This is a genomic window from Paenibacillus sp. J22P15, assembly GCF_056269345.1.
The window spans coordinates 60,788-85,679 of record NZ_JBWDNT010000015.1 but is presented as its reverse complement, the minus strand read 5'-3'; the positions used below and the strand labels follow the sequence as shown (position 1 = coordinate 85,679).

The 24,892-nt window shown below is 47.2% G+C and carries 19 protein-coding genes; 15 read left to right on the top strand and 4 right to left on the bottom strand.

The features are described from left to right. The first annotated feature begins 206 nt into the window (after positions 1-206). The 5 genes from yycF to AC0YN6_RS23100 are packed head-to-tail and all read left to right on the top strand — an operon-like array spanning position 207 to position 5,893. Entirely contained in the window at positions 207-965 is a 759-nt protein-coding gene (yycF, locus tag AC0YN6_RS23120; protein WP_475749745.1) for a response regulator YycF, read from the top strand. Continuing rightward, positions 962-2,812, top strand: coding sequence for a cell wall metabolism sensor histidine kinase WalK (gene walK / locus AC0YN6_RS23115; RefSeq protein WP_475749744.1), 1,851 nt, complete (start codon positions 962-964; stop codon positions 2,810-2,812). Before yycF ends, walK begins: the two co-directional genes overlap by 4 nt. Then, positions 2,809-4,266, top strand: a complete 1,458-nt coding sequence (locus AC0YN6_RS23110; RefSeq protein WP_475749743.1) for a YycH family regulatory protein — start codon at positions 2,809-2,811, stop codon at positions 4,264-4,266. The genes walK and AC0YN6_RS23110 overlap by 4 nt, the downstream gene beginning before the upstream one ends. 31 nt (positions 4,267-4,297) lie before the next feature. After that, positions 4,298-5,053: a two-component system regulatory protein YycI gene (gene yycI / locus AC0YN6_RS23105; RefSeq protein ID WP_475749742.1), complete on the top strand. Its 756-nt coding sequence runs from the start codon at positions 4,298-4,300 to the stop codon at positions 5,051-5,053. Positions 5,054-5,086: 33 nt separating this feature from the next. After that, positions 5,087-5,893, top strand: a complete 807-nt coding sequence (locus tag AC0YN6_RS23100) for an MBL fold metallo-hydrolase (RefSeq protein WP_475749741.1) — start codon at positions 5,087-5,089, stop codon at positions 5,891-5,893. Here AC0YN6_RS23100 and AC0YN6_RS23095 read toward each other — a convergent pair. Continuing rightward, positions 5,862-6,083: a hypothetical protein gene (locus AC0YN6_RS23095; RefSeq protein ID WP_475749740.1), complete on the bottom strand. Its 222-nt coding sequence runs from the start codon at positions 6,081-6,083 to the stop codon at positions 5,862-5,864. The two genes, AC0YN6_RS23100 and AC0YN6_RS23095, sit on opposite strands and share 32 nt — an antisense overlap. Positions 6,084-6,242: 159 nt before the next feature. Between AC0YN6_RS23095 and AC0YN6_RS23090 the strand changes: the two genes are divergently transcribed. The 3 genes from AC0YN6_RS23090 (at position 6,243) to rlmH (ending at position 8,970) form a co-directional block, all read left to right on the top strand. Further along, positions 6,243-7,622 (top strand): S1C family serine protease, encoded by a 1,380-nt coding sequence (locus AC0YN6_RS23090; protein WP_475749739.1) that lies wholly within the window; start codon positions 6,243-6,245, stop codon positions 7,620-7,622. 296 nt (positions 7,623-7,918) lie between these two features. After that, positions 7,919-8,086, top strand: a complete 168-nt coding sequence (locus tag AC0YN6_RS23085) for a CxxH/CxxC protein (RefSeq protein ID WP_063847536.1) — start codon at positions 7,919-7,921, stop codon at positions 8,084-8,086. Between the two features lie 404 nt (positions 8,087-8,490). Then, on the top strand, positions 8,491-8,970 hold the full coding sequence (gene rlmH / locus AC0YN6_RS23080) for a 23S rRNA (pseudouridine(1915)-N(3))-methyltransferase RlmH (protein ID WP_475749738.1): 480 nt from the start codon (positions 8,491-8,493) through the stop codon (positions 8,968-8,970). Positions 8,971-9,497: 527 nt separating this feature from the next. On the opposite strand, the gene AC0YN6_RS23075 is transcribed toward rlmH, so the two are convergent. Then, entirely contained in the window at positions 9,498-9,779 is a 282-nt protein-coding gene (locus AC0YN6_RS23075) for a hypothetical protein (protein WP_475749737.1), read from the bottom strand. A 555-nt stretch (positions 9,780-10,334) separates the two neighbouring features. On the opposite strand from AC0YN6_RS23075, the gene AC0YN6_RS23070 reads away from it, so the two are divergent. Then, positions 10,335-10,616 (top strand): alpha/beta-type small acid-soluble spore protein, encoded by a 282-nt coding sequence (locus tag AC0YN6_RS23070; RefSeq protein WP_475749736.1) that lies wholly within the window; start codon positions 10,335-10,337, stop codon positions 10,614-10,616. A 390-nt stretch (positions 10,617-11,006) separates the two neighbouring features. Here AC0YN6_RS23070 and AC0YN6_RS23065 read toward each other — a convergent pair whose 3' ends face one another. Together AC0YN6_RS23065 and AC0YN6_RS23060 are read right to left on the bottom strand one after the other, a co-directional pair. Next, positions 11,007-12,143, bottom strand: a complete 1,137-nt coding sequence (locus AC0YN6_RS23065; RefSeq protein WP_475749735.1) for an agmatine deiminase family protein — start codon at positions 12,141-12,143, stop codon at positions 11,007-11,009. Positions 12,144-12,218: 75 nt separating this feature from the next. After that, the gene (locus AC0YN6_RS23060) at positions 12,219-13,046 is read right to left on the bottom strand and encodes a MerR family transcriptional regulator (protein ID WP_475749734.1); all 828 of its coding nucleotides are present in this window, start codon (positions 13,044-13,046) and stop codon (positions 12,219-12,221) included. A gap of 305 nt (positions 13,047-13,351) precedes the next feature. Between AC0YN6_RS23060 and AC0YN6_RS23055 the strand changes: the two genes are divergently transcribed. The 6 genes from AC0YN6_RS23055 (at position 13,352) to AC0YN6_RS23030 (ending at position 24,890) form a co-directional block, all read left to right on the top strand. Next, positions 13,352-14,167, top strand: a complete 816-nt coding sequence (locus tag AC0YN6_RS23055; protein WP_475749733.1) for a DUF6492 family protein — start codon at positions 13,352-13,354, stop codon at positions 14,165-14,167. Positions 14,168-14,199: 32 nt separating this feature from the next. Next, positions 14,200-15,285, top strand: a complete 1,086-nt coding sequence (locus AC0YN6_RS23050) for a glycosyltransferase (protein ID WP_475749732.1) — start codon at positions 14,200-14,202, stop codon at positions 15,283-15,285. A gap of 35 nt (positions 15,286-15,320) precedes the next feature. Then, a complete protein-coding gene (locus AC0YN6_RS23045; RefSeq protein WP_475749731.1) occupies positions 15,321-16,700 on the top strand; it encodes a sugar phosphate nucleotidyltransferase in 1,380 nt (459 codons plus the stop codon). 493 nt (positions 16,701-17,193) lie between these two features. Continuing rightward, on the top strand, positions 17,194-17,532 hold the full coding sequence (locus AC0YN6_RS23040) for a hypothetical protein (protein WP_475749730.1): 339 nt from the start codon (positions 17,194-17,196) through the stop codon (positions 17,530-17,532). After that, positions 17,529-23,138 (top strand): S-layer homology domain-containing protein, encoded by a 5,610-nt coding sequence (locus AC0YN6_RS23035; protein ID WP_475749729.1) that lies wholly within the window; start codon positions 17,529-17,531, stop codon positions 23,136-23,138. Before AC0YN6_RS23040 ends, AC0YN6_RS23035 begins: the two co-directional genes overlap by 4 nt. 639 nt (positions 23,139-23,777) lie before the next feature. Next, entirely contained in the window at positions 23,778-24,890 is a 1,113-nt protein-coding gene (locus AC0YN6_RS23030) for an ABC transporter substrate-binding protein (RefSeq protein WP_475749728.1), read from the top strand. Positions 24,891-24,892: the final 2 nt, after the last annotated feature.

The window sequence follows — 24,892 nt, the reverse complement described above, 5'->3', positions numbered from 1 at the left end:
ACGCTTTCGCATTTGCGAAGTGTTTCTTTTTTTTGTTTGGCGTTAAGAAATAGCGGGGAGAAACGAGCCTTTTCTGCTGGTTTGACGCATTGGAGACAAACATAGGAAAAACCGTGCAACATGAGGGAAGTTTCATTGTGAAGGAAGGGATAACGTGTGCTAAAATAGAAGATATAACAAAGGACAAGCGACGGGCGGGTGTAACGATGCACGGAAAAATATTAGTGGTCGATGACGAACAGCCGATTGCAGATATAATAAAGTTTAATTTGGAGAAGGAAGGGCATCAGGTAATTTGCGCTTTCGACGGCGGTGAGGCGGTACGGCTTGCTTTCGAGGAGCTGCCTGACCTGATTTTGCTGGATTTGATGCTGCCTGTAAAGGACGGAATGGATGTATGCCGCGAGGTTCGTACTAAGCTGCAAATGCCAATTATTATGCTGACAGCTAAGGATACGGAGATTGATAAGGTGCTAGGCCTTGAGCTAGGCGCCGATGATTATGTGACGAAGCCGTTCAGCACAAGGGAACTGCTGGCAAGGGTGAAGGCGCATTTGCGTAGACAGCAGAAGCCTGGCGGTGCGCTGGGCAGCGATACTTCAGGCGGCGCTTCGGATAGTTCGGTAGAGCAAGAACAGCAGGGCTTTAAGCTGTTCAATCTATTTGTAGATACGGATATGTACGTAGTTTATAAAGATGGTGTACCGCTTGATCTTACTCATCGCGAGTACGAGTTGGTATATTATATGGCCCGCAACAGCGGTAAGGTTATGACGCGTGAGCATTTGCTTCAGGCCGTATGGGGATTTGAGTATTTCGGGGACGTGCGAACCGTTGATGTTACAATTAGAAGACTGCGCGAGAAAATTGAGGATGACCCAAGCCGCCCAGAGTATATTATGACTAGACGCGGTCTTGGCTATATGATGCGCAATTCCAAATCCGGGGGCATCGGCTCAGGATGAAGGGCAAAAGTTTTTTTCGCACAATTCAAGTAAAGCTGGTTATTATTTATTTGCTGCTTATATTAGTGGCGATGCAGTTAATCGGTGTTTATTTTATTAGTACGGTCAAAAACTCTTTAATCGACAGTTTCACGAAAAATTTGAAGGAGCAAGCGGATATTTTATCTAAGTTTGCTGCTCCGAGCCTAGCAGCTAAGCCTGATACGGAGGGGAATTCCGCGGAAAGCACGACGGAGGACCTCAGCTTAGTCGTTCGTAATCTGTTCAGTATTAGCGGAGCAGAGGTGCAGGTGCTTGATTCAAATGGAAGAATGGTGGCGACGTCTGTTCAAAGCAATGAGGCCTATATTGGCCAAAAGAACAAATCACTCGCCGTAAGCAGGGCGCTTCAAAACATTACCGATAATGAGCAAGAAATTATAGATGATGATAATACACGCAAGAAGATGATCGCTCAGCCAGTAACGATTAACGACAACAAAGTCGTAGGGGTCGTATATGTTGTAGCGTCTATGAATGAGCTGTATGAGACTGTGAATAGGGTTAATCAAATCTTTTTCTCGGGGACACTCATCGCGCTGGGATTGACCGGCGTGCTTGGCATATTGCTTGCACACACGATTACAAGCCCGATTAAAGGTCTGACAAGACAAGCAGAAGCCATTTCGCAAGGAAAATTTGATCTTCAGGTGCCGGTGCTCGGCGATGATGAGATCGGCAGCTTGAGCATCGCCTTTAATGATATGACGATTCGGCTCAAGGAAGCCCTATCGGTTAATGAAGAGGAGAATGAGAAGCTTGCTTCGGTGCTCTCCAACATGAGCGATGGTGTCGTCGCGGCAGATGAGAACGGAAAAGTAATCGTATGGAATCGTCGAGCGTTGGAGCTGCTTGATGTACATTCCTGCGAAGGACTCGAATTATCTGAGCTGTTCGAATTGTCGGAGCAGAAGCTGAACGAGCTGCAGCAAGGACGCGGACAAACGCTGCTCATTGAACGTGTTGCTGATGAGCGGGGGATGGACGATAATGATGAAGGTCTACTGAGAGTGACCTTCACACCTATTCATCGTCGTGATAAGGGGATAACAGGAACCATTGCACTCCTTCAAGATGTAACGGAGCAAGAAAAGCTGGAGCAATCACGGAGACAGTTCGTTGCGAATGTCTCACATGAGCTGCGGACACCACTTACGACGATTAAGAGTTACGCAGAAGCACTTAATGATGGTGCGCTTGAGGAACGGGAATTGTCGGAGCGGTTTGTTGGTGTTATTCGAAATGAAACGGAGCGGATGATCAGGCTCGTCACCGACCTGCTGCACTTGTCGCGGCTAGATTCCAATCAAGCCCCGTTGCGACGCAGACAAACCAACATTCATGACATGCTTGATGAAGTAGCTGATCGCTTCTCATTCCAGCTGAGACAGAAATCGATTAGAGCTGCAGTGAGTGTTGATCAAGGACTAGATTCCGCCTGGCTTGATCGCGATCAAATCGATCAAGTGCTGGATAATTTATTTTCTAATGCGATCAAATATACGCTCGATGGCGGAACGATTGAATTGACGGCTAAGAAGCAGGGCGATTCAACGTCGCTCGCCATTAGTGTGAAGGATACTGGTATTGGTATTCCGAAGAAGGATTTGAATCGTATTTTTGACCGGTTCTATCGGGTAGATAAGGCTCGTTCACGCAATATGGGCGGTACCGGCTTAGGACTTTCGATTGCCCGGGAAATTGTAAAGGCGCATAGCGGTACGATTTCTCTGCATTCTGAGCTTAATGAAGGTACTACGGTTACATTCACTCTCCCGCTGCTGCAGGAAGGGGGCGAGCTGGCATGAAAGAGAAAATAAAGACGACTACGCTTATTGCGCTTGTCGTGCTTAGCCTTCTGCAAAGCTACTTGCTTGCGTATAGCATGCCTGGACTTGGTGCTACGGTAAGGAGCGATCAAGATTATGTTAATGCTGAACCAATGGGGAAGGCTGCGAGTGTGGAGAGTGTTATTTTTCCAGAAGCGCTTGTTATCCATTTGGGAGGCAATAAGCATACCATTATTTATCCGGGTACACAGTTCTATGAGATGATTCTTAATCAGCGTATACAGGGCAGGGAATTTAAAGGATTTCAACGGAGTCCCTCGGATGTGCTGAACTGGGAAGAGATTCGGAAAAACGATATTGGAATTGAACTGCGGTTCGATCATGGTATTCCAGTGGAGCTTCTACAAAAGCTGCTGAAGCTGGAGGGGGATCTGTTGTTTCTGAACGAGACAATAGATCGGATTTGGATATTTAAGACGACAGGTACGGAGGAAATCCGCACCTTCTTCTTTAGTGCAGATGGTGAAATGGTCTATGAGTCAGTTCGGGCCGATCTAACGGTTCGTGATGTACAGGATTATGTTGAATTTGGACAGTTCCAGCCTAAATACTCTATGACAGCGGACGGTCTATACATTCCTCTTGCACCGATTCAGGCGACGGATATGGTGTTTCCTTATGAGACCTATTCGCCAGATTTGATGAAACGAAGCTTGTTCTTCGATCCCAGCACGACAAGAGCGATTGAAGACCGAGGCGGCTCACAAATTTATACCGATGGCAAACGTGGATTGCAGGTAGAGCAGAATGGAAAGTGGATTAGCTACACGGACCCAAGCGCGCCGCAAATTACGGAAAACCTGCTTAGTGATAACGTATATGCCTCTGTAGACTTTGTAAATCAGCATGGAGGCTGGGATGGTACCCATCGTTTTGTGAACGCTCTGCCAGGTGCCGAAGGCAAAGAGATTCGTTTTAAACAATATATCGAGCAGTATCCCATTATGGAGGCAAAGCCGTTCCGCTTCGGATATATGGAGCTTAGTCTTCAACAAGGTGTGGTAACGGAATATTCAAGATCGCTTATTACGCTTAGTCCACAGTCAGAATCGCGGAGTGTTCGGTGGTTGCCTGGAGGAGAAGAGCTGATGAGAGAACTAAGCAGTTACGCTAGACGCAGTGAGATTGTGGCTTTGTTCCCAGCACTGCAAGCGGCTCCGATCGATGACAAACGAATGCGGTTCAGACCGATCTGGGCTGTCCGCCTGACAGATGGTACAGAAGAAATGTTGGTTGAGGCTTTTCCAATTGGATATACGCCTCCTGTGCAGAAGGATGAGACTGCTATACAAGGCGGAGCGGCCAATGGTAAAACAGACACTCCGGATGAAGCAACAACTGCTAGCCATGCAGGAGCTGTAGCCTTATCAGTAGGTGGCGCGGGCATAAAAGGTTCTCTAAACAAGCCTTAAAATAGGATACAGGGTTAGGGGGTGAAGGCGATTGGATTGGGGACGAGCGAAAAATGTGCTTATTATTTCGTTTTTGCTGCTCAATGTGTTACTTGGCTATCAGCTTTGGCTGGATATCAGGGAACAGCTGAACATAAATGTGAATACGGCTGAGCTGCCGCAGGATAAGGTGCTGCTTATGCAGCAAAAGCGCATTTCGTTAGAGGCCAATCTGTCGCTGGAAACGCCTGAGCTAAAGGATTTAACGTATTTGCTTCACTCCGACAGCCGTAAAAATGCGGAGCCGGTCATATTGGACGAGCCAGTGGATAGTACGATTGTTTATTCCAGTAAAGAGTTGTTAAAGACGCTCGGAGGCCGTATTCCTGAGCTTGACCAATATGTGTTCGATTTGCTAAACAGCAGCGTAGGCGAGTTTGTTTTTTACCGAGTAGTCGAAGGACGTCCTATGTTTGATGTGAAGCTGAAGCTGTTTATTAAGGACCAGAAAATAACATCATTTCTGCAGGACCGTGTAGAGCTGCTCGGATCGGGCGAAGCGAAGCAGGTGCTGCCAGCGGCGAAGGTGGTAGCGAGCTTGATTGAAACTTATTTGCCAGATGGCGCAGTTATCACCGATATTCAGCTTGGCTATAAAGGTCAAATCTTTGATTCGGAGAGGCAAGTGTCGGTACCATCTTGGCGGGTTATGCTGGAGGATGGCCATATGTTTTATGTACATGCCATCAGCGGCGAGGTTGCAACGGATGACGAGCAAGAGGAAGCGGCAGCGAACGGTTTACGTTAACGGGAGCAGGAGAAGGGACAGGAATAAGTAATTATGGGACTTCGATTTACAGTACTAGGAAGCGGCTCGACCGGCAATGCGACCATTGTGCAGGGAAATGATAAGATGATGATTGTAGATGCAGGTATGAGTGCGAAGAAGCTGGATGAGCTCATGCGTGAGCGCGGAGTGACGGGTCATCAATTGGACGGACTGTTCGTCACGCATGAGCATTCCGATCATATTAAAGGTTTGGGTGCTTTTGCCCGCAAGTATGATTTACCGATTTATGCTAACGAGGCAACATGGGCTGCTATGGAAAGACATGTCGGAACGATTGCTCCAGAGAAGCGCGTGTTTATGGAGACAGGTGAAGAGATGACTTTCGGTTCTATGGCGGTACAGTCGTATCCGATCTCGCATGATGCGGCAGAACCTGTAGGCTATTGTTTTGTTGAAAATGGTGAGAAGCTGAGTCTTGCAACGGATCTTGGGTATGTAAGTGAAAAGGTTAAACGTCATATTATTGATTCCGATGTACTTGTGCTGGAGTCTAATCATGATACGGAAATGCTTCGAATGGGCAGGTACCCATGGAATACGAAGCGCCGCATATTGAGCGATGTTGGCCATTTATCCAATGTGGCTGCAGGCGAAGCTTTGCTTGAGCTTATGACGGATCGAACAAAACGTGTCTATTTGGCTCATTTGAGCCTTGATCATAACCAGATGGATTTGGCAATGTTGACCGTGAATACTATATTAGAGGATCATGGAATATTTTATAAGAAAGAAGAGCATCCGCTGCGCGCAACCTATTACGACAGACCTACGTCATGGGATGTAGTGAAGCAGAAATAAGTGATTCCAGCTGCGCGTCGAGCGCATCAGCCTTGGCACTTAGTTCTTCTCTTGTAATAATGCCCTTATCTATGAATAACTCTAGCATGGCACTTAAGGTGAGAACGGTACGGTAATGATCATCCTTTAAATCTGCTAGCTTTGCTGCAAGCTGAACATGCTCCCAAGCGACAGGGGTTTTGGCTTTCATATTAGCATTTCTCCTTTGGTGGAAAGAGTTTTTAATATAAATAAAATCTTTTTTTATAGCTTTGTTTGAATCTATTATTATTTTAGTCAATTGTTCCGAAAACATTCCTAGATTGAAAAAATAGTCTTGATGGCTAAGTCATTGAGAGGAGCGATAGTAATGAGCTTATTCGACGACGATTTTTATTCGACCAAAGTATCCAAGCGTGCTGCTCGCGAGAGTAAGAAGGGAGACTTTGCTTTTCCATATAAAAGCCGAGATGGCAAGTGGTCCAACGTCCGTATTGCATTTGTATCCTCGATCACAAGCGCGGTCGCAGCAACACTGTTGTTTGGTGTCGTATTTGGCGGCGGTGATGGGGGCACGAGCAACGGCCGCGGAGCTGCTTCGGCTACTGGAGGTATTCAATTAGTTGATCCGCTTGAGCGTCCTATACAGGCTTCAGCGAAAGTAAGACCGGCCGTCGTAAGCGTCATTAATCAGCAGATGTTTTCTCTCGGAATTGGGAATGGCAAAGCGGACCCGGAGCTTGAGGAAGAAAAGGGTACGCTGCGTGAAGCAGGTGTTGGCTCTGGTGTCATTATTAGCAAGAAGGATGGCAAAGCTATCATTATTACGAATTACCATGTCATTGATCAGGCACAGGAAGTAAAAGTTGTATTGATGAACGGAGAGGCGCGTGAGGCACGCGTTGTAGGCAAGGATCAAATTACGGATCTTGCTGTGCTTGAAATTGATGCTAAAGGTATTGATGTTGTTGCAGAAATTGGCGATTCATCAACGCTTCGCCCTGCTGAATATATTATCGCGATTGGAAATCCGTTAGGACTCGGGGAGTCTGTCACAACGGGCAGTGTGAGCAAGACGAAACAAATCGTGCCGGTATCGCTCAATCAAGATGGTGTGTATGACTGGGAGCAAGAGGTTATTCAGATTGATGCCTCCATAAACCAAGGAAACAGCGGCGGACCGCTTATTGATTTGAATGGTCGCGTAGTTGGAATCAACAGTATGAAAATAGCTGATCTCGGCGTAGAGGGCATTGGCTTTGCAATTCCAATTAACCTGGCTATGCCAATCGTTGAAAGCTTAATCAAACTCGGACATGTGCCTCGTCCATATCTTGGCGTATACACAATGGACCTGGAGCAGTATTGGGAGCAGCAGGACTTTGAGGACGCGTACGGAAACGCAGGCGAAGAAGGGATTTTGCCGGAAGGTGATGTTCCGCATGAGGATGAAGATGCTGATGCCAGTGATGAAGAGCTTTTTGAGGGTGGACAGAAACTTGTCTTGCCAGATGAAATCTTTGATGGCGTAATCGTGCTCGAAGCGGTTGGCCCCGCTAAGGATGCAGGCCTGCTGTTCAATGATGTGATCATTAAGCTGGATGGTCAGTCGATTGGCAGTACGATGGAGCTTCGTAAATATTTGTACCATAAGAAAAAGATCGGTGACGAGATCGAAATTAGCTTTTACCGTGACGGGAAATTGAAGGTTACGAAGTTTAAGCTGGCTGAGAAGGCGGATGAGGAATAGGTTGAACAATTCAGGCTTGCTGAGAGAGAATGAGGCATAGCTTGAAATGAACCGTGGTGTGCAAATGGGAACCCATTTGTGCGCTGCGGTTTTTTTGTATGAGTAGAGGCGGGGAGCAATATTGTGAGGGGACTGTGTAAAGGGGAGGGCGGAAATACTGAAAAAAAGAGAAACGTGTAAGCTGATTTTCTTAACGTGTGCGAAATTTGTCGTCTTCACACGGAGAGGCGTTTTCTGATATGCTGTGTATAGATAATTTGGACGACCATCAACTAGGGATAGGAAGCGTGTATACGATGTATTGTGTATGTAAAGAACATATTGAGAAGGCATTGGACCGTTTTGTAGATGAATATGAAGATGCACCAGATGTAGTGGATTTGAAAGAAACACAATTTGCGGATTGGGATCCACCGCGCAAATGTGATTTTTGTGAAGAGCCAGCTACTTTTTTGGTGGTTTAGCGAATCGGAGAAAAGGATCGTATGAGTGATGTCCGAATAGCTTGTCGGATTGAAAAGAAGATCTGAGATATAGAGGGATCTGAAGGAATTGATGTCCGAATAGCTTGTCGGATTGAGAAGAAGATCTGAGATATAGAGGCAACTGAAGGACTTCATGTCCGAATAGCTTGTCGGACTGAGGAGAAGATCTGAGATATAGAGGGATCTGAAGGACTTCATGTCCGAATAGCTTGATGGACTGAGGAGAAGATCCGAGATATAGAGGCATCTGAAGGACTTCATGTCCGAATAATTTGATGGACTGAAGTGAAGATTCGAGATATAGAGGCATCTGAAGGACTTCATGTCCGAATACCTTGTCGGACTGAAGGAAAGATCCGAGATTATAAAGGGAAGTGTAAGTCATGCATATACAGATAGCTGCTGTTGGTAAGCTGAAAGAAAAGTACTTAGTGCTCGGCATAGCGGAATATGCCAAGCGATTAGGGCCTTACGTGAAGCTTACGCTCACGGAAGTGGCCGATGAGAAGGCGCCGGAGACGATGAGTCCGGCGGAGGAAGCAATTGTACGCGAGCGAGAGGGCGAGAGGCTTCTAGCGCAGCTGAAGCCTGATGCGCACGTAGTCGCGCTCGCGTTAGATGGCGAGCTCTGGTCAAGCGAGGATCTCGCGGGCCAGCTCGATAAATTAGCCACGTATGGGCGCAGCCACGTGGCTTTTGTTATTGGCGGGAGCACGGGTCTTGCTCCCGCTGTGCTTAAGCGCGCCCAGCAGAAGCTGAGCTTTGGGCGCATGACCTTGCCGCACCAGCTGATGCGTCTGGTGCTGATTGAGCAGATTTATCGCGGAGTGAAGATAAATCGGGGGGAACCTTATCACAAATGACAGCTAAATATATTTTGGTATAGCGTTGGGACTGTAAAAGAGATGAAGAGTGGATTGTAAAATGAGTTAGATCAGGCCGATAACGAGAAGAATAACTCACTCAATAAATTGTTAATTCCAATCTGAGTATAGCTTCTCAAGCGGAACTTTGGAACAACATCTTATTGTTCTCGTACCAAATCTGCGTTTCGGCCAGGGGGTTGTTTTGAGGGTCTTTCTGCATAGGGAGCGGTTGCTGCAGCTTAATGCAATGCTGATTCAACCTACTTGGCAAGACGGCTGCCGTTTGCTTCCTTATCATATGCACTTCAAACGAATTGATTAAAACGGGACATGTTGTTTCCTTAAGAAGCTGTTTGATATGGACTCGTTTGATTCCCATTATAAGATTCCAGAAAAAGAAGAAAATTGTTTTCATGTTTTTCATTCCTCTCAATTGTAAATTGGTTAACCAAGTCACACCATTAGTAATTCACAGTCTATGTCTTATAATGCAACAATTAGAGCGATCTAACTTTACGTTAACGCTAAGCGGTGCTCTGGAACAACATTTTATTATTGTCGCACCAAATCTGCCATTCGGTACGCGGGTTGCGTTGCGGGCTTTTCTGTATGGGGATGAACGGTTGAAATGGCTCATTATTCTTTTGACTATCTGGCAATATGGATATGGATTGCTTCTCAATCAAGTACGCTTCAAACGAATAGATTATGCCAAGACAGGCTGGTTTACCTTTATCGGTCTGATTTGCATTTTCCCATTTGAATACCATCATTAGATTCCAGATGAATAATAAAATAGCTTCCACTCTTCCATTCCCCCCAACCTAGTATTAAGAGTTAACTAGATTATATCAAGCTTGCAATAGAACTTCTGTCGAGTTGTAAACCAAATACATAAAAATATTTAGACAAAAATCTTTGCCCAAATGTCAACCCTGGAGCAAGGTTGATTCATTTCAAAAGGTGACAAATAATATGAGGAAAAGGCTTGATAGTGTTGACTTTATCATGTTTCACTAACGATAAACGATGACGCGCTGGTAGCCAAATAGTTTGGAATGGTTTGAAGCATTTAAACAAAAATCGAGATCTTAATGTAGTAATGTGTTGTAACATTATGTTGGAAAAAGAGTGTTGGTATTTCAATGATCGTTTGAAAATGAATGAATCATTATGCTCCTGCATTACTTGCTGTATAGAACGATGTGAAGATTGGAAGATAGTTTATCTCCTCCCTGATGTAAATTATTTGAGGAGTGTAGCCAGCATCCTTGTCCTGAATTAACTCGCACTGAAGCTGAATAGGGATGAAATTTTGTGCTTCCGGGCATGTTAGGGAAAAACATCGAGGGGAGTGCTGCATGATGGCAAGAAGAAGGAGAAAATATGCGGTGCCAGGGGTCGAACAGGGAATGCAAGCTTTCAAAGCAGATGTAATGAAACGCGAAGGATATGCCGTGAATCCAAATCGACCGGACGATGTAAAATACGAAGTGGCGAAGGAGCTTGGTGTACCTCTGTACCCTGGAAACAATGGTCAACTGACTACGGAATCAGCAGGCCATGTCGGCGGCAAAATTGGCGGTTCCATGGTTAAGGAATTGATCCGTCTCGCCCAGGAACAAATAGCGAACAGGGAGTAATCCTGAAGCTTTCTGAGATTGTGGATGAATATCGCTGAGCACTGACTTGAAATAACATCCTGTAGTTTTAATGACGATAACTTACCCCTTTTCACAAGTGGGGTTTTAGGCCGCAGTCCATATGATGGCTTTTAAGCACGCATGTGTTCTTACAGCCCCAAAAGTAACATAGCAGAACGTCTGTAAGAACATATATGTTCTTACGAAGCCCGCCTAGCATGCTGCCGACGTCGATATGATGGCAATATGGATGGGGATTCGGTTTAGGAGGAAAGGTGAATTCGGTAACCATAGTACTGATATGGATATCGATTAGTTATTTCCAATTAAATTTTGATTCCATATTTTGAATAGGAAGAATGTCGGGTCATGGGATGCAGCTAATCGCGATCATTTTAAATTGACGGGTTGTTGTTGTGTAACACAATGAATCATACCGCCATCTTTATAAAGTTCTCTCACGTCAATTCCAATAACCTCACGGTCAGGGTATAGTTTCTGAATTGCATCGTTTGCTATTTTGTCATTAGGATCACTATAATTTGGAACTAATACAACGGTATTTCCAATGTAATAATTGATATATGAACCTCTGTACCCCAAGTTCTTTCCGTTATCTAACACGACATTGTTTTTGGTAATGGGTAAATACACAAACTGATAAGGCTTGTCAAAGGCATTCTTAGCGTTCATTAATGTGTTTATATCCTTATTTGAGACGCCCCATTCTTCTAAATCCTCTTCTTTCATTGTAATTAGTGTAGACTTATTATAAAACTTAGCAAAACCATCAATATGGAAATCTGTAATATCCAGACCTGGCATACCGTCTAACCAAATAAAATTCGTAGCACCCAGATTTCCTTCTATTACTTCTTCAATTTCTGCTTCTGATAATTTAGGATTTCTATTCTTATTTGTAACCGCACTACGTGTGAATAAAAATGTACCATTACCATCTAATTCAAATGCGCCACCTTCAAGTACTACATCATTTAGATTAATTCTTTCCATACCCAACTGTTTGCTTAGTTTGGTCGCAATGGCGGCATCTTTTGTATACGGAGTTTTCTTGCCCCATCCATTAAAGCCCCAGTCCATAAGTTTAAGATTTTTATCTTTGTCGTATACAAAAATCGGAGCTGTATCTCTTGCCCATACATCGTCCGTAGGAATAATATAGAAGTCGATTTTGTCCATACTTATACCCTCATCATATAGAAGATCATAAATATATTCTTTTTCATATTTATCATATGCGATAATATGAACATTTTCCCCTTCGCTTAAAGCGCTTGCCATCTCGATCCAAATGGATTCAAGCTTTTCTTTATGACCGTTACCATAGGTAAAGTTATGGGGCCATTGCAACCAAGTACCTTCATGCTTGCTGCTCTCATCAGGCATGGTGTAGCCTATATTTTGTTTTTTCATGTTTTGTCCCTCATCCGCTTTACTTTGCGTACACCCTAATAAGATCCCAGCCATTAATAAAGTCCCAGTGCACAATACAACCATCTTATTCATGTCCAAAACTCCTTAAGTTCTAGTTGCTTTCTCTTGTAGTAGAATAAGCTTTGACATTGTGTCAAGGTCAAGCAATTATTGTCTGGCTTTGTTGATGACGGGAAAACAGACTTGTGTCACATACTCCTCCGCAGGACAATCACATTCTGAACCCTTCAAGTAGGTTTCATAAGGCGCCCCATTCAAGAAGTAGCCATTACTTTTTATCCATTCTTCAAGAGCCATATGCGCGTATCCAATATAGTCATAACTTCCGATATGCAAGGTAGTAGCAATAAACTTTACGGGGAGTGTTTTTATTTTCCAATCACTTGATGCATCTTCGTCATTACGATGTACAATCGGGATCATCAATTCAATATCGCTGTGGTCTGGGGTATATTCTTCATCAAAAAAAATAGCAGACGGAACACCAAGCAACTGAATATTACTCTCTTCTGCTGTTTCGTACAAGGAATCAATATACTTGTCCATGTTGTCAATATTCATCTTCACTCTTTGACTTAGGACACGTATCTCGTTTCTCATGCCAAGCAGTATATCATAAGATTTTTTTTCTCCTGGAACAAAATCCACATTGTCTTCAATCATCTTTTGCATTTCTACAATAACCTGTTTAAATTTATTCATCTCATTTGATAATTCATGGATTTTCGAGCGAATCAATCCGGTCAACGATTCTCTGTCTGATGTCTGAAGGATCGTTTTAATTTCCGGCAGGGAGAATCTATATTCTTTCAGTTTCTTGATCCATAATGCCGTTTCTAATTGATTCTTCTCATAATATCTATACCCGTTCGTTGTATCTACATATACTGGTTTTAAAAGTTCTTCCTTATCATAGTGTCGTAACATGCGTGCACTCATTTTGCAAAGCTGAGAAAATCTGCTGATCGTGTACATATTTCTCTCTTCCTTCGTATGGTATTTCATCATTATATTATAAGAGAACAAATTGACCGAAGCGGAGCCCTAACTATGAAGATAGCGGCAGAGAACATGAGTTTCTACGTGGACTTGATCTGGCAATTTGGGTATGAAGTCAAAGTAGTGGCCCCTACTGAGGCCACGGGATACATCAATCAAAAAATCGAGTCTATGCCGTATCTTACAATCGCCCTAAGTTCTGTACACTAAAGGAATGCCTATTGCCTTTGCTCAACGTCAGCATATCATGATCAAGTAACTTGTTGAAGGGAGATGAAGATATGTTAGATCCAATCAAGAGTATAAGCAGCCAGGAAAAAATAGATGTCTTGATCCCTGCAATCGCAAAGGATTTAAAGACTCTGCCTTATGTGATTGATGCCGTTAGAAAACAGGTTAAGCATCCTATTGGCAGCATCCTAATCGTGGCTCCGATGCAGAATAAGATACAGGAAATGTGCATACGAAAAGGATGCACATTTATCGATGAAAACACAGTTCTTCCCATTACGAAGAAGAACATTCACTATCGTTCTAAGAAATGGGAACGGTCAGGGTGGCTTTTCCAGCAATTGTTGAAAATGAGCGGCGATACCTTATGTACATCGAAATATTTTTTAGTTATTGACGCAGACACGGTGTTAATTCGACCGCATGTTTTCAGAACAGGCAATAAGACATTATTTTATTGCAGAAAATGGAGCCAGCCTGAATATTTTAAAACCTATAGAAAGCTATTAGGGAAAAAAGCTGCGGCACCCTTGTCTTTTGTTACCCACTATATGTTGTTTAAGAGGTCGAAGCTGCAGCAATTGAAGAGGAAAATTGAATCAAAACATCACATGAAATGGTATTCGGCGATAATAAGGAAGATGAACAAGTCGAAGAAATTTGCATTCTCAGAATTTGAAACCTACGGAAACTTCCTCTATTCTAAAAAACCAAGCGGACTAGTTCTCAGGAATGCGCTAAACAAGAGCTTAGGTATGAACATTGAGCAAATCACACAAAAACAAATTAAGAAGCACTCACGACGATATCGATCACTCTCTTTTCATATGCGTAGAGATTATGTAAGAAAGGCCAAGATGCGATAATGACTCCAAATCAAATCGTATGGAGAGGGCCTGTGGGCAGAGCTTCCGGTCTTGGAATCGCGAGCAGAGAATATGTTCGAGCGTTAAAAGGGCAAGGAGTTAATGTCAAAGTTGAAGCTGCGAGGACACGGTCACCCAAAAATTCAAAAAGACCAAGAGTTTTAATTTATCACTACTCCCCTGATACGATTAATATGAAGAAGGAAAGAAAGCATTTTAACGTTATTATCATGAATACCGTCTGGGAGACGACACGAATCCCTAAGCGATGGCGGAGCCCTCTCAATCAAGCTGATGCTGTATGCGTCCCTTCGTATCAAAACAAGCAGGCTATGAGAGACAGTGGAGTGAAGGTTCCAATTTTTATTGTTCCTCATGGAGTCAACGTCCAATCTTTTACCCCAAACAATAAGAAACTGCCCATAAAAAATGCAGATGGTAAGTTTACTTTTATTTCTGTATTCGGCTTTCAGCACCGTAAAAACCCCGAAGCTTTATTAAAGGCTTATTGGGAAGAGTTTTCTTCCTCAGACAACGTGCTTCTGATTATCAAAACGAACGGATATGCAAAGTTTGAAAACGAAAAATGGATTCGTAGCCAAATCCAAACCTACAAAAAAAGACTCGGAATTCGTAAGAAACCAGCACCGGTCATCATTATGGCAAGGCGTCTAAGTGCCAAGAAGTTGAGAGGAATTTATTCCCGCGGTCATGCATTTGTTCTACCTACTAGAGGTGAAGGAGTAGGCTTACCGTTCTTAGAATCAATGGCCAGCGGCATTCCCGTAATCGCAACCGGGTGGGGCGGACACATGGACTTCTTAACAAGTGAAAACTCATTCTTAATTAACTATAAATTACGAGCCCCAGTCACCAGTATGAATCGAAAATCCTCGATATCACGTCAATTTCGCAATTTGTTTGTTGAAAAAGGACAACGTTGGGCAGAAGCGGATATTGGAAATTTAAAGAGACAGATGAGAACAGCGTATGAAAACCCTCAACTATGCAAGGAGAAAGGGGAGCGAGGAAGACGTGATGCGCTTAACCTGTCTTGGAACCGTGCGGGTCGTACAATGAAAAGCGTGATAGAAAAGGTAATTCAGACTAAAAGATAATCACTTAATCCATTCTTTAGAAAGGGGGAATGTAATTGCGAATTATAATATTGGGTGGTGGTTCCGGAAAAAGACTATGGCCCTTATCGAACGAGATCCGATCGAAAATATTTCTAAAGCTCCTGCCTACGGATGATGGCGGCAAGGAATCCATGATTCAGAGGATATGCAGACAATTGGATGAAGCAGGATTGCTTCCATGCACCTCTATTGTTGCACATAAAAGCCAAGTGGAAATTGTACAAAATCATGTGGGAGACAAAATTTCATTTATTGCTGAGCCTCATAGAAGAGGAACCTATACAGCAGTTGCTATAGCTTCAAGTTATTTGCATACCAAGCTGCTGGCGGCTCCAAATGAAACGGTATGCGTGATTCCTGCCGATCTCTTCGTTGAGCCCGATTTTTTCAATTTGCTTCGTAAATTTCCCGATGTCCTTGCTCAATCGGGTTCTGAGCTGGCCCTTCTTGGAACGACTCCCAAGCATGCCTCCAGCCAATTTGGCTATATTGTACCGCAGCATTCGAGCGATAATTTATCGAAGGATTATTTTTCGGTTGCTCAATTCGTTGAAAAACCTGATGTAGAGAAAGCACTCCTATTGATGGGCAATAGTGCCATGTGGAACTGCGGTGTGTTTGCTTTTCCGTTATCTTTTATGCTTTCTAGTTTGAAAAGTAAAGGTCTACCCTCAGCATACGATGATCTAATTGACTGCTACGAGCATCTTCCAGAAGCTAGTTTTGATGTAGAGGTTGTGGAGAAAACAAGGCCTTCGGTGGTCATTCCATACGACAATGCTTGGAAGGATCTAGGCGACTGGAGTGTGCTTCCGGACTTTTTTGAAAATAGCGTCATCGGTCTAGGAGAGATTTCAAGTGATTCCATTCATACGCATTTAGTCAACGAGCTTGTTTGCCCGATTCACGTTATTGGGGTTTCGAATCTTATCGTAGCTGCTAGCGCAGATGGTATTCTTGTTGCTAATAAAGACAAATCCAATCAAATCAAAAGTATACGAAACAGCCATCAAGTACCCATGCAGGGGGAAAAAAGATGGGGAACTTATCGAATATTTGATTATTCGAAGGCGGAAATACAACCGGAAACTTTAACGAAGAAAGTAGAATTGTTGCCGGGGAAAAATACAAGCTATCATTTTCATCAGAAGAGAAAAGAAATCTGGATCATCATTTCCGGGACCGGAGAGTTCATTATGGAAGCGGTGAATGTCCAGATTCAAACTGGTGACGTTCTGCAAATTCCTGCTGGAGCCAAGCACGCCATTAAGGCGATTACGCCGATCGAATATATTGAAGTCCAGATAGGGACCGATCTGCTTGAAGAAGATATCGTACGTATAGCCATAACCTGGGAGGAGATAAGTAAGCTCTGCAAGGGGGATAAGAGTTAAGAATTCCATCAGGTAACTGGGAAAACCGCCCTACTTATGATGCGCTGAACCGTATCACAAGTAGGGCGAAAATGCTGTTTTGAGGACTGTGGATGTAACAACAAAAAACTGACCTTTTGAGGTCAGTCAGAATTGTCGAGATCCCTTCTAACCGGCCTCAATCGGAAAAATAGGGGTTTCTCAACAGCCCAAGCCGCTATACACGCGGTTTTTGTTTTGTAATAGAAGAGGGCGATGACATCGATCTGATGCTCAATACTTTGTTGAAATTAAACGACATTGCCGTCCACGCGGGCTTCGATTCCAACTCCTACTTCACGACCCTTTCAAGAAGATGACGGGGATGTCTCCGATGCAGTACCGAAATTCGTATAGGTAAAAAAATTGAAACAATTGTAAACAAATTGAAATTGCAAGCGCTTTCTAGCGAGACCTATAATGAATTCAAGGATCCCTTAAGACAGGCAAACGATCATCTAGAGGAAGCTTGCAAATGAAAAGGTATAAATCTTGGAGTGTAATCGTCTCGTTGTCCCTTATGCTTTCCGTGACAGCGACATGCTCGAGCAAAGACGGAAACAAAAAAGGAGCGTCTTCGTCCCCGTTCATATCCCCTTACGGCGGTGGCGGAGCCGATGGCCGCGCGAAGAGAAGCGTTTTGGGAGCGCCATGGGCTGCCGGAGCATCGAGTCTTCGCGTATTGGGACAAGCTATTTGCCGAGCCGACTCTGGCCGACGCTGTCATGATCTGTACCCAGGATCAGCAGCAGTTCGAGCCTACGTTGAAGAACGGTTATTGAACAACATTAGATCAAGGAGGAGTATGCTATGAATCGGAAACTCGCACGCAGAGGACTGTCCCTTACCCTCGCCATGATAATGGCGGTCACCTCGTTTTCCTTCGCCTTACCTCCCGCGTCGGCGGCGCCCGGTCCCGGCTCGGCTCTGTATGTCGGTAGGGATATTTACACTACTGATACGGTAACAGGACTAAAAGCTTTAATAGGAGAGGGGCACAGCGTGGTCGATACACCGGAGCGCCAAGCAGCCTTGGACGGGTCGCCCGGTTTAGCGGACTTCACAAGACCGAACATCCTTGACTGGATTCACTATGTCAGCAGAGGTAGCACCAACGTCGCGAACGGAGAAAACGTGACCGGCGCCACGAGCCTTGTTAAGCATGTCAAGAGCGGAGTGACAGGCGACCGTTTGGACATCAGCGGGAACGACGGCTCGGTGAAAAACGGTGGCAACTATGCCGATTTAGGGCTATTCGGTCCTAAATACACGGATGGGATCGTATTGTCCAGCGGTGACGCCATGAACTCCACCACGAGCGTGAACATGCGCAGGGCGAACGCCGCCTTTGCCTCGACCGGCGCCACCGCCACTTTTACTGCTCCATCCGCGGCCGGCCGGTCCCGCACGCTGGAGATCTATCTGGCCGTGAACGGCGGACAAAACGTAACCGCATCCGCTACCATGAATGGCGTTTCGGTGGCGACCGTCCCCTCCTTTGACAGAAGAGTAGAAGATACCACCGCCACAACCAACAGCCTTACCGGGATAAAATATGTGTTCACCTACACGGGCGACGAGAATGAGTATCCGCTGGTGGTTACTTTTACTTTGGTTGGCGCCGATAACGGGAACTGGAGCGGCATACGCCCTGTGGCCGCGAGCATCCTTGATGGGACTACAAATTCCCTCAGCATGACCGGCGGCACGGCGGCTTACAATAAACCGCTCAGCAGGCCGGGCACCGTCCCTGCGGGCCAGTTCCTGTCGGGCCAAGTCCTTACGCTTACCGCCGCCGCCGCGCCTTTCGGCCAAGTGTTTGACGCGTGGACGGGCGCGGACGCGTCGTTGTTTGACAACGTAAACAGCGCCACGGCCACTTTCACTATGCCCAACCATACCGTGGATCTCACCGCTACATATAAGAATGTTACGACGAAAACCGTCAAGGTGACCGGCGGTACGGCGGCGGAGGTTGGCGGGTCCGGCTCGGACGTGACCATCAACGCCCATGTGGGCAGCACGGTCACACTCACGGCCGATGCGCCGCCCGAGGGCTTTCGTTTCAAAAATTGGAAACTGACCAACGGCGCCTCCGGCGTTTCCTTTGCCAATCCCATCGCCGGCACAACGACCTTCGTGATGCCTAATGTGGACGTGGAGATCGGAGTCGATTACCATGTGCTGGGCACGGCTGAGCCGGGGATCAAGGACAACGATGATCTCCAGACGGGCACGAAGAAGTACAACGACTATCTATTCTCAAAATGGTCTGCGGGCGAAACAAGGCATCCGTGGGCTGGGACGACCGCGTTCTCCAGCGTGTCCAACAACACCGCGGTTCCGGGCGTACCGCAGATCGACGACAACCTGAGCGCCCCCAACGTCCTCGACTGGATGCGCTTTACCAACGACGGCACCGGCGTAAAGACCAACCGCAAGGACAGCGCCAACTTGCTGACAGCGACCTTCGCGGGCACCGTGAGCAACACCCGCGTCCACGGGCAGAACGAGGAGCGCAAAAATATCCGCCTGGCCTATTTTGACGGCACAAGCCCGGCGGAAGACAGCAGCAGCTGGAGCGTGGTGCGCACCGGGACGACAACCGCTCAGTTTACAGCTCCGTCCGCAGAGGGCATCGAACGCACACTGGATGTCTATCTCACGTTCCAGGCCTCAGCCGCCCGGACGCTTACCATCAGCGCCACCATGCCCAAGCAGGGAGGTGGGGAGTACACCTACACCAAATCCGAGAGCCTGGCTTCCCAGAACGCCTCCGACAAAATTAGCGGGCGGTACGCCGTCAAGTTCTCGTTCACCTACGCGGGTGATGCGGGCGGAGCGCCGCTGACCGTCAAATTCTCCCTGAACAACACCAGTGGGAACATGGGCATCAACGGCGTTCGGCTCACCGAGGGGACGCCTACACCGCAGATCTACATGACCGTGCCCGACCTAAATAATAACAAGTATGCGATCACCGTGCCCGACTCGCTGTTCCAGCGGCGCTATCTCCCCGTCAAGGTAGTTGACACGACCGGCGCGCTGGTGAGCGACCCGGCGGTCACTTATTCCTACAGGGGCGCGTCCTCCAATGTGGACGGGCAGACCAACATCCCCGGCGTCACCATTGAAAGCGATGGGATGCTGTACGTCCGCCCGGATACCGCTGCGACGATGACGATTGCCGTCACCGCCTCTGTGACGGTGAACGGGACGCCTGTGTCCGTGACGCGCAATGTGCGGATCATCAAGGACGCTAAAATTAAGGATTGGCCGACCCGCAACGCAGAGGATGGCCCCGAAGGCAAGAATGCTACCGACTGGAAGCTGTTCTTCAACGATGATTTCGGCGGGCCCGAGCTGGATACCACCGCTTGGATTCCTCAGTACCTGCAAAGCTGGGCGATTAACAAGGACAACAGCGAAGCCAAATATGAAATAGTGAAGGACGAGACCGGAAACGGCTATCTGGCGCTGGGGGCCAAGGAGCAACGACCTGACTTCAGCGAGGGCTTCAACGGCACCAACGACGGCGGCGACCAGCCCATCGTCGCGCTCTATTCCCGCGACCGCCACCACCAGCACCTGCTAGAGGACGGACGCGGCAACGCCCTGGACCCGGACCTGCCCGATTTTGATGGCCTCGTGACCACCAAGTACGGCTACTTTGAGACTCGCCTGCGTCTGCCCAGCACCGGCGACGGTGCACACTTCGCTTGGTGGATGATCGGTGCGCAGGACGACTCGCACCCGACCCAGGCTTTGTCCGGGCCGGAACCGAGCGGCACCAGGCACGGGGCCGGAACCGCGTCCGCGATGTACGACTTCGGTCCCGGCGGCTGGGGCAACTATGTATTCTACACCACCGACCAGGGCGTGGAGTATGACATTTTGGAGATTACGGCCGACAAGAACAGTCCCAACGGCGAATACAACCGCTGGCTGCCGGTCATCCACAAAAACGGTTCCCGTTCGTCACCGTCCAACCCCACCGCCGGGCGCTGGTGGGCTGGCAGTAACGTAAGCACGATGCCCGACCCGACGACAAGCCCTTACGGACGTTATAATTACACCACTCACACCGAGGACGGCTACACTGAGGGTCGCGACGCGTATCAGGAGTTCCATGTATACGGCTTTGAGTGGGACGAAACCGGCACGAGAATGTACATCGACGGCCATCAGGTCTATGCCTCCACTCGCACCGCCGACTACCGAATGCTTACGATTCTCAGCATCTATCTGGGGCGCAACGGTGAAGGTGACGGCTATGGGCACGACCACGGCTACTGGCCTAAGGAAGCCATGTTCGACTACTTCCGCATTTACAAAAAGACGGCTCCGGTTCCCACTGCCATTGTGATCAACGGCCTGCAAGACGCGGAAGGCAACCCTGTGGAAGGCCGCCACAACACTTCGTGGGACTACTTCCAGCAGGGATCGACCGTTAATCTGTCCGCGACGGTGCTGGACCAGTTCGGGAAGCCCTATGACATCTCTGGAAACCCTAACCTGTCCATTAAGTGGCGCTTCTCCAACGACATCGGTGGCTCGAAGGCGCTGTCGAGCGGAAGCGTAGCTCTGGTCGGCGGGGCCAGCGTGACCTACCCCGCGGGTTCCAGTGCGACCACAATAAACGGTCTTACCCTGAATGCGGACACCGGCGCGCTGACCGTCACGGCCGACGCCGCCACGAATCAGGACATCTTCCTGACCGCCTACCTAGCTGATTCTGGCAACTCCAGCGGCTACTACAGCGGCAAATTTACGGTCATCGGCGAAGGTGCCGACAATGAAGGGCACCGCGACCGGGCCAAGTTCCAGGAGACCAAGCATATTAAAGTTTCCAGCGAAGCGCCCAAACCGCACCGGATCTTCTTTGACAACCCGGTGATGGCCATTGCGCCGGGCGAGACCCTCAGCGTGAAGGCGATGGTGTATGACCAGTACAATAACCCGATGCCCGACCAAACCCTGCAGTATGTCCTCACCAAGGACGTCACGCTCCGTGCGACTGTGGATCTGAGTGGCAGCGGCTTAACCCTGGCAGGCAGTAACCTGACCGCCGCGTCGAACGCCACGCTGGGCAAACAGATTATGGTCCGCGCCCAGCTGAACGGCGATGTGTACCAGAATCTGGCGCTGAAAGTGGAAGGCACGCCGCTAGTGGACGCGGAAACGCCTGTGATCAGCGGCCAGCCGGCAGCCGGCGCTTATACCCAGGGAGATAGCGCAGCGGCGCTGACGGTCACGGCGAGCGTGAGCGATGGCGGCACGCTGAGCTACCAGTGGTACAAAACGAGCAACAGTGACGGAAGTGGCGGCACGGCGATCAGCGGCGCGACGAGCGCAAGCTATACACCGACGACGGATGCGACGGGCACGACGTATTACTACAGTGTGGTAACCAACACGAATTCCGGCGCCACTGGAGCCAACAAGATAGCGGCAACCACAAGCAACATCGCCGCCGTGGTGGTTAACTCACCCGTGCCGTCTTATACGCCTCCTTCCGACTCTACCGTCACGACAACGAAGAATGAGGATGGCAGCACCACCAATACCGTCACCGACAATACCACGGGCACCGTGACCGAAACTACTACTTGGCCCAACGGGGACAAAGCAGTGGTGGAGACTAAGAAGGACGGCACGGTAACCATTACCGAGACCAGGGATGATGTAAAGACCGAGACCGTGACCAAACCCTCTGGTGAGACCACCGCCAAGGTGACCTTACCTGGGGACAAGGAGAGCGCTACGGTCACCATCCCCGTGACGAATGCCACCTCTGGCACCGTGGCGGTCCTCGTGAACGCCGACGGCACGGAGACTGTCGTATCAAAGTCCGTTGTCACTAAGGATGGCGTGGCTCTGAATGTGACAGAGTCCGTGAACATCAGAATCATCGACAACAGCAAGAACTTCTCTGACGTTGCGGCAAACAACTGGGCCTATGGCGCAGTGCAGTTCGCGGCCAGCCGCGAGCTCATGGGCGGCACTGGCCGGGATGCCTTCACACCGGGCGGCAACATGACCCGTGCCATGCTGTTCACCGTTCTGGCTCGCCTGGACGGGCAGGACACCGCGGGCGGAGCGATCTGGTACGAGAAGGGTCTGACCTGGGCTGTGGAAACCGGCATCTCCGATGGCACCGCACCCGAAGTAGGCATTACCCGCGAGCAGCTTGCCGCGATGCTGTACCGCTACGCGGGCTCCCCCAAGACGGGCGGCGTGTCCCTGAACGGGTTCTCCGATGCCGGCAAGGTTTCCGGCTGGGCCGAGAGCGCCATAAACTGGGCTGTGGAGACCGGCATCCTGACTGGTAAGGGCGGCAACGTGCTCGACCCGACCGGCAGCGCCTCCCGTGCGGAGGTCGCCGCTATGCTCCAACGCTTTATAGAAAAAGCAATGTAATTCAACTGGTCCATGTACGAGGAAGGCGAACGAAGCAACTGAGGATCAAGGTCCCGCCCCTGCCTCCCCACTGAGGGGAGGCAGGGGTTTCGCTTTCATGAATTTTTAACAGAACAAAACCATATGCAACAATCTTGCAGAAGAGTGGGACATTGAGGATATTGTTTGTGAAAGGTTCCACCAGTTGAACGAAGCACGAATAAAAGTAAAAAGACAGTCCCCATTAAACTTAGTTTAGAAATAGAATGTATATTTAATAAATGAATGGCCGATTGAGTGATAAGGAGAACCCTATCATAAGTGACGCAAATTTTTGTTAAAAACAGGGAAGAGCCCAATAAACATGGGCTCTTCCCTGTTTAATCTGCCTGATTTACTAATTGCTGGATGTATAAATCTTCTTTAGAAAAAGAAGTAGCAAATGATATTGACAATCATTATCAATAGGTGCTAAGATGCTTCCTAGGTTAAAAAAGAACGAGAATGTTATAAGTATAAGCCCCTGATCCCGATGTTCATTTGAACGGTCCTCTGGAAGAATAGCCGAAGAGGTTTTGATAAACAGTTCCCGTCCATCTGCGTTAAAGAGCATTACTACACCAGGTATCAGAGGTACAACAAACAAAGGGGATGAAAGAAATGAAAAAATTATTATTGACTAGTTTAATAGGCAGTGTGGTATTAACTGCTGTAGGTTGCCAAAGCACGGACGATAACCAAAAGGATAAGGGAAGTGCAAGTGAGGACAGTGCAGCAGTAACAATTGTTGACGGCAGAGGCAAAGAGGTTGTTCTTGAGAATGGATATGCCAAATCATTCGTACTGTTTCCAGCCGAGGGATCTGAAATGCTTTCTATTACACAATCCGCTGAACCATACTTAGGCATGGTAAAAGCTGATCAAGATAATAATATTGCAGGCGGTGTCGTCGCAAAAAAATATCCAGACATTCTTAATGTCAATTCTGACATCATGCAAGGTGATTGGTCAAAGCCAAATGTTGAAAGTATTTTAAAGCTGGCTCCTGATGTTGTTTATCAATGGAATTTTGGAGAAGAAGGAATTAAACCGCTAGAAGATGCCGGCATTGATGTTATAGCTGTAAACTGGGGTAAATATGCTGACGATATTGAAAGATATACATTGTACGGTAAAGCTCTAGGAAAGCAAGATCGAGTAGATGAGGTTTTTGCACACCACGAGAAATCTAAACAAGCCGTTCTTAAAGTAACCGAAAGCCTAACAGAAGATGAGCGACAAAATCATGTTTTTATAGGCAATGTGGCTGAAAATAAAATCACAGTATGGGGAACAGAACTCCCTCACACTGCTGTACATAAGGTAGAAAACCTTACCTATACAGTGGGTAAATTTGATACGCCAGATGCTGAGATTAATGCAGAAACCTTGCTGCAATGGGATCCTGATATGATCGTTATTGGCGATTTCCAAAAAGATATAACTCCCGAATATTTCTTTAACCATCCTGTCCTTAAAAACCTGACAGCTGTAAAAGAAAAAAGAGTGTACAAAGCCCCGGCAGCATCTCAACTTGATAATCCAGGTATTACCTGGTATTTCTATGCTTTCTTAGCGACTCCGGAGAAGTTCAAGGACTTTAGTATGCGCGAACAGGTCCGTGAAGATTATAAACTGTTATACAATATCGATGTAACCGAAGAAGATATTGACCAAATTCTAAATGTTGAAGAGAACAAAAATAGCAAATACTTCGAAATGTTTATGCAATAAGG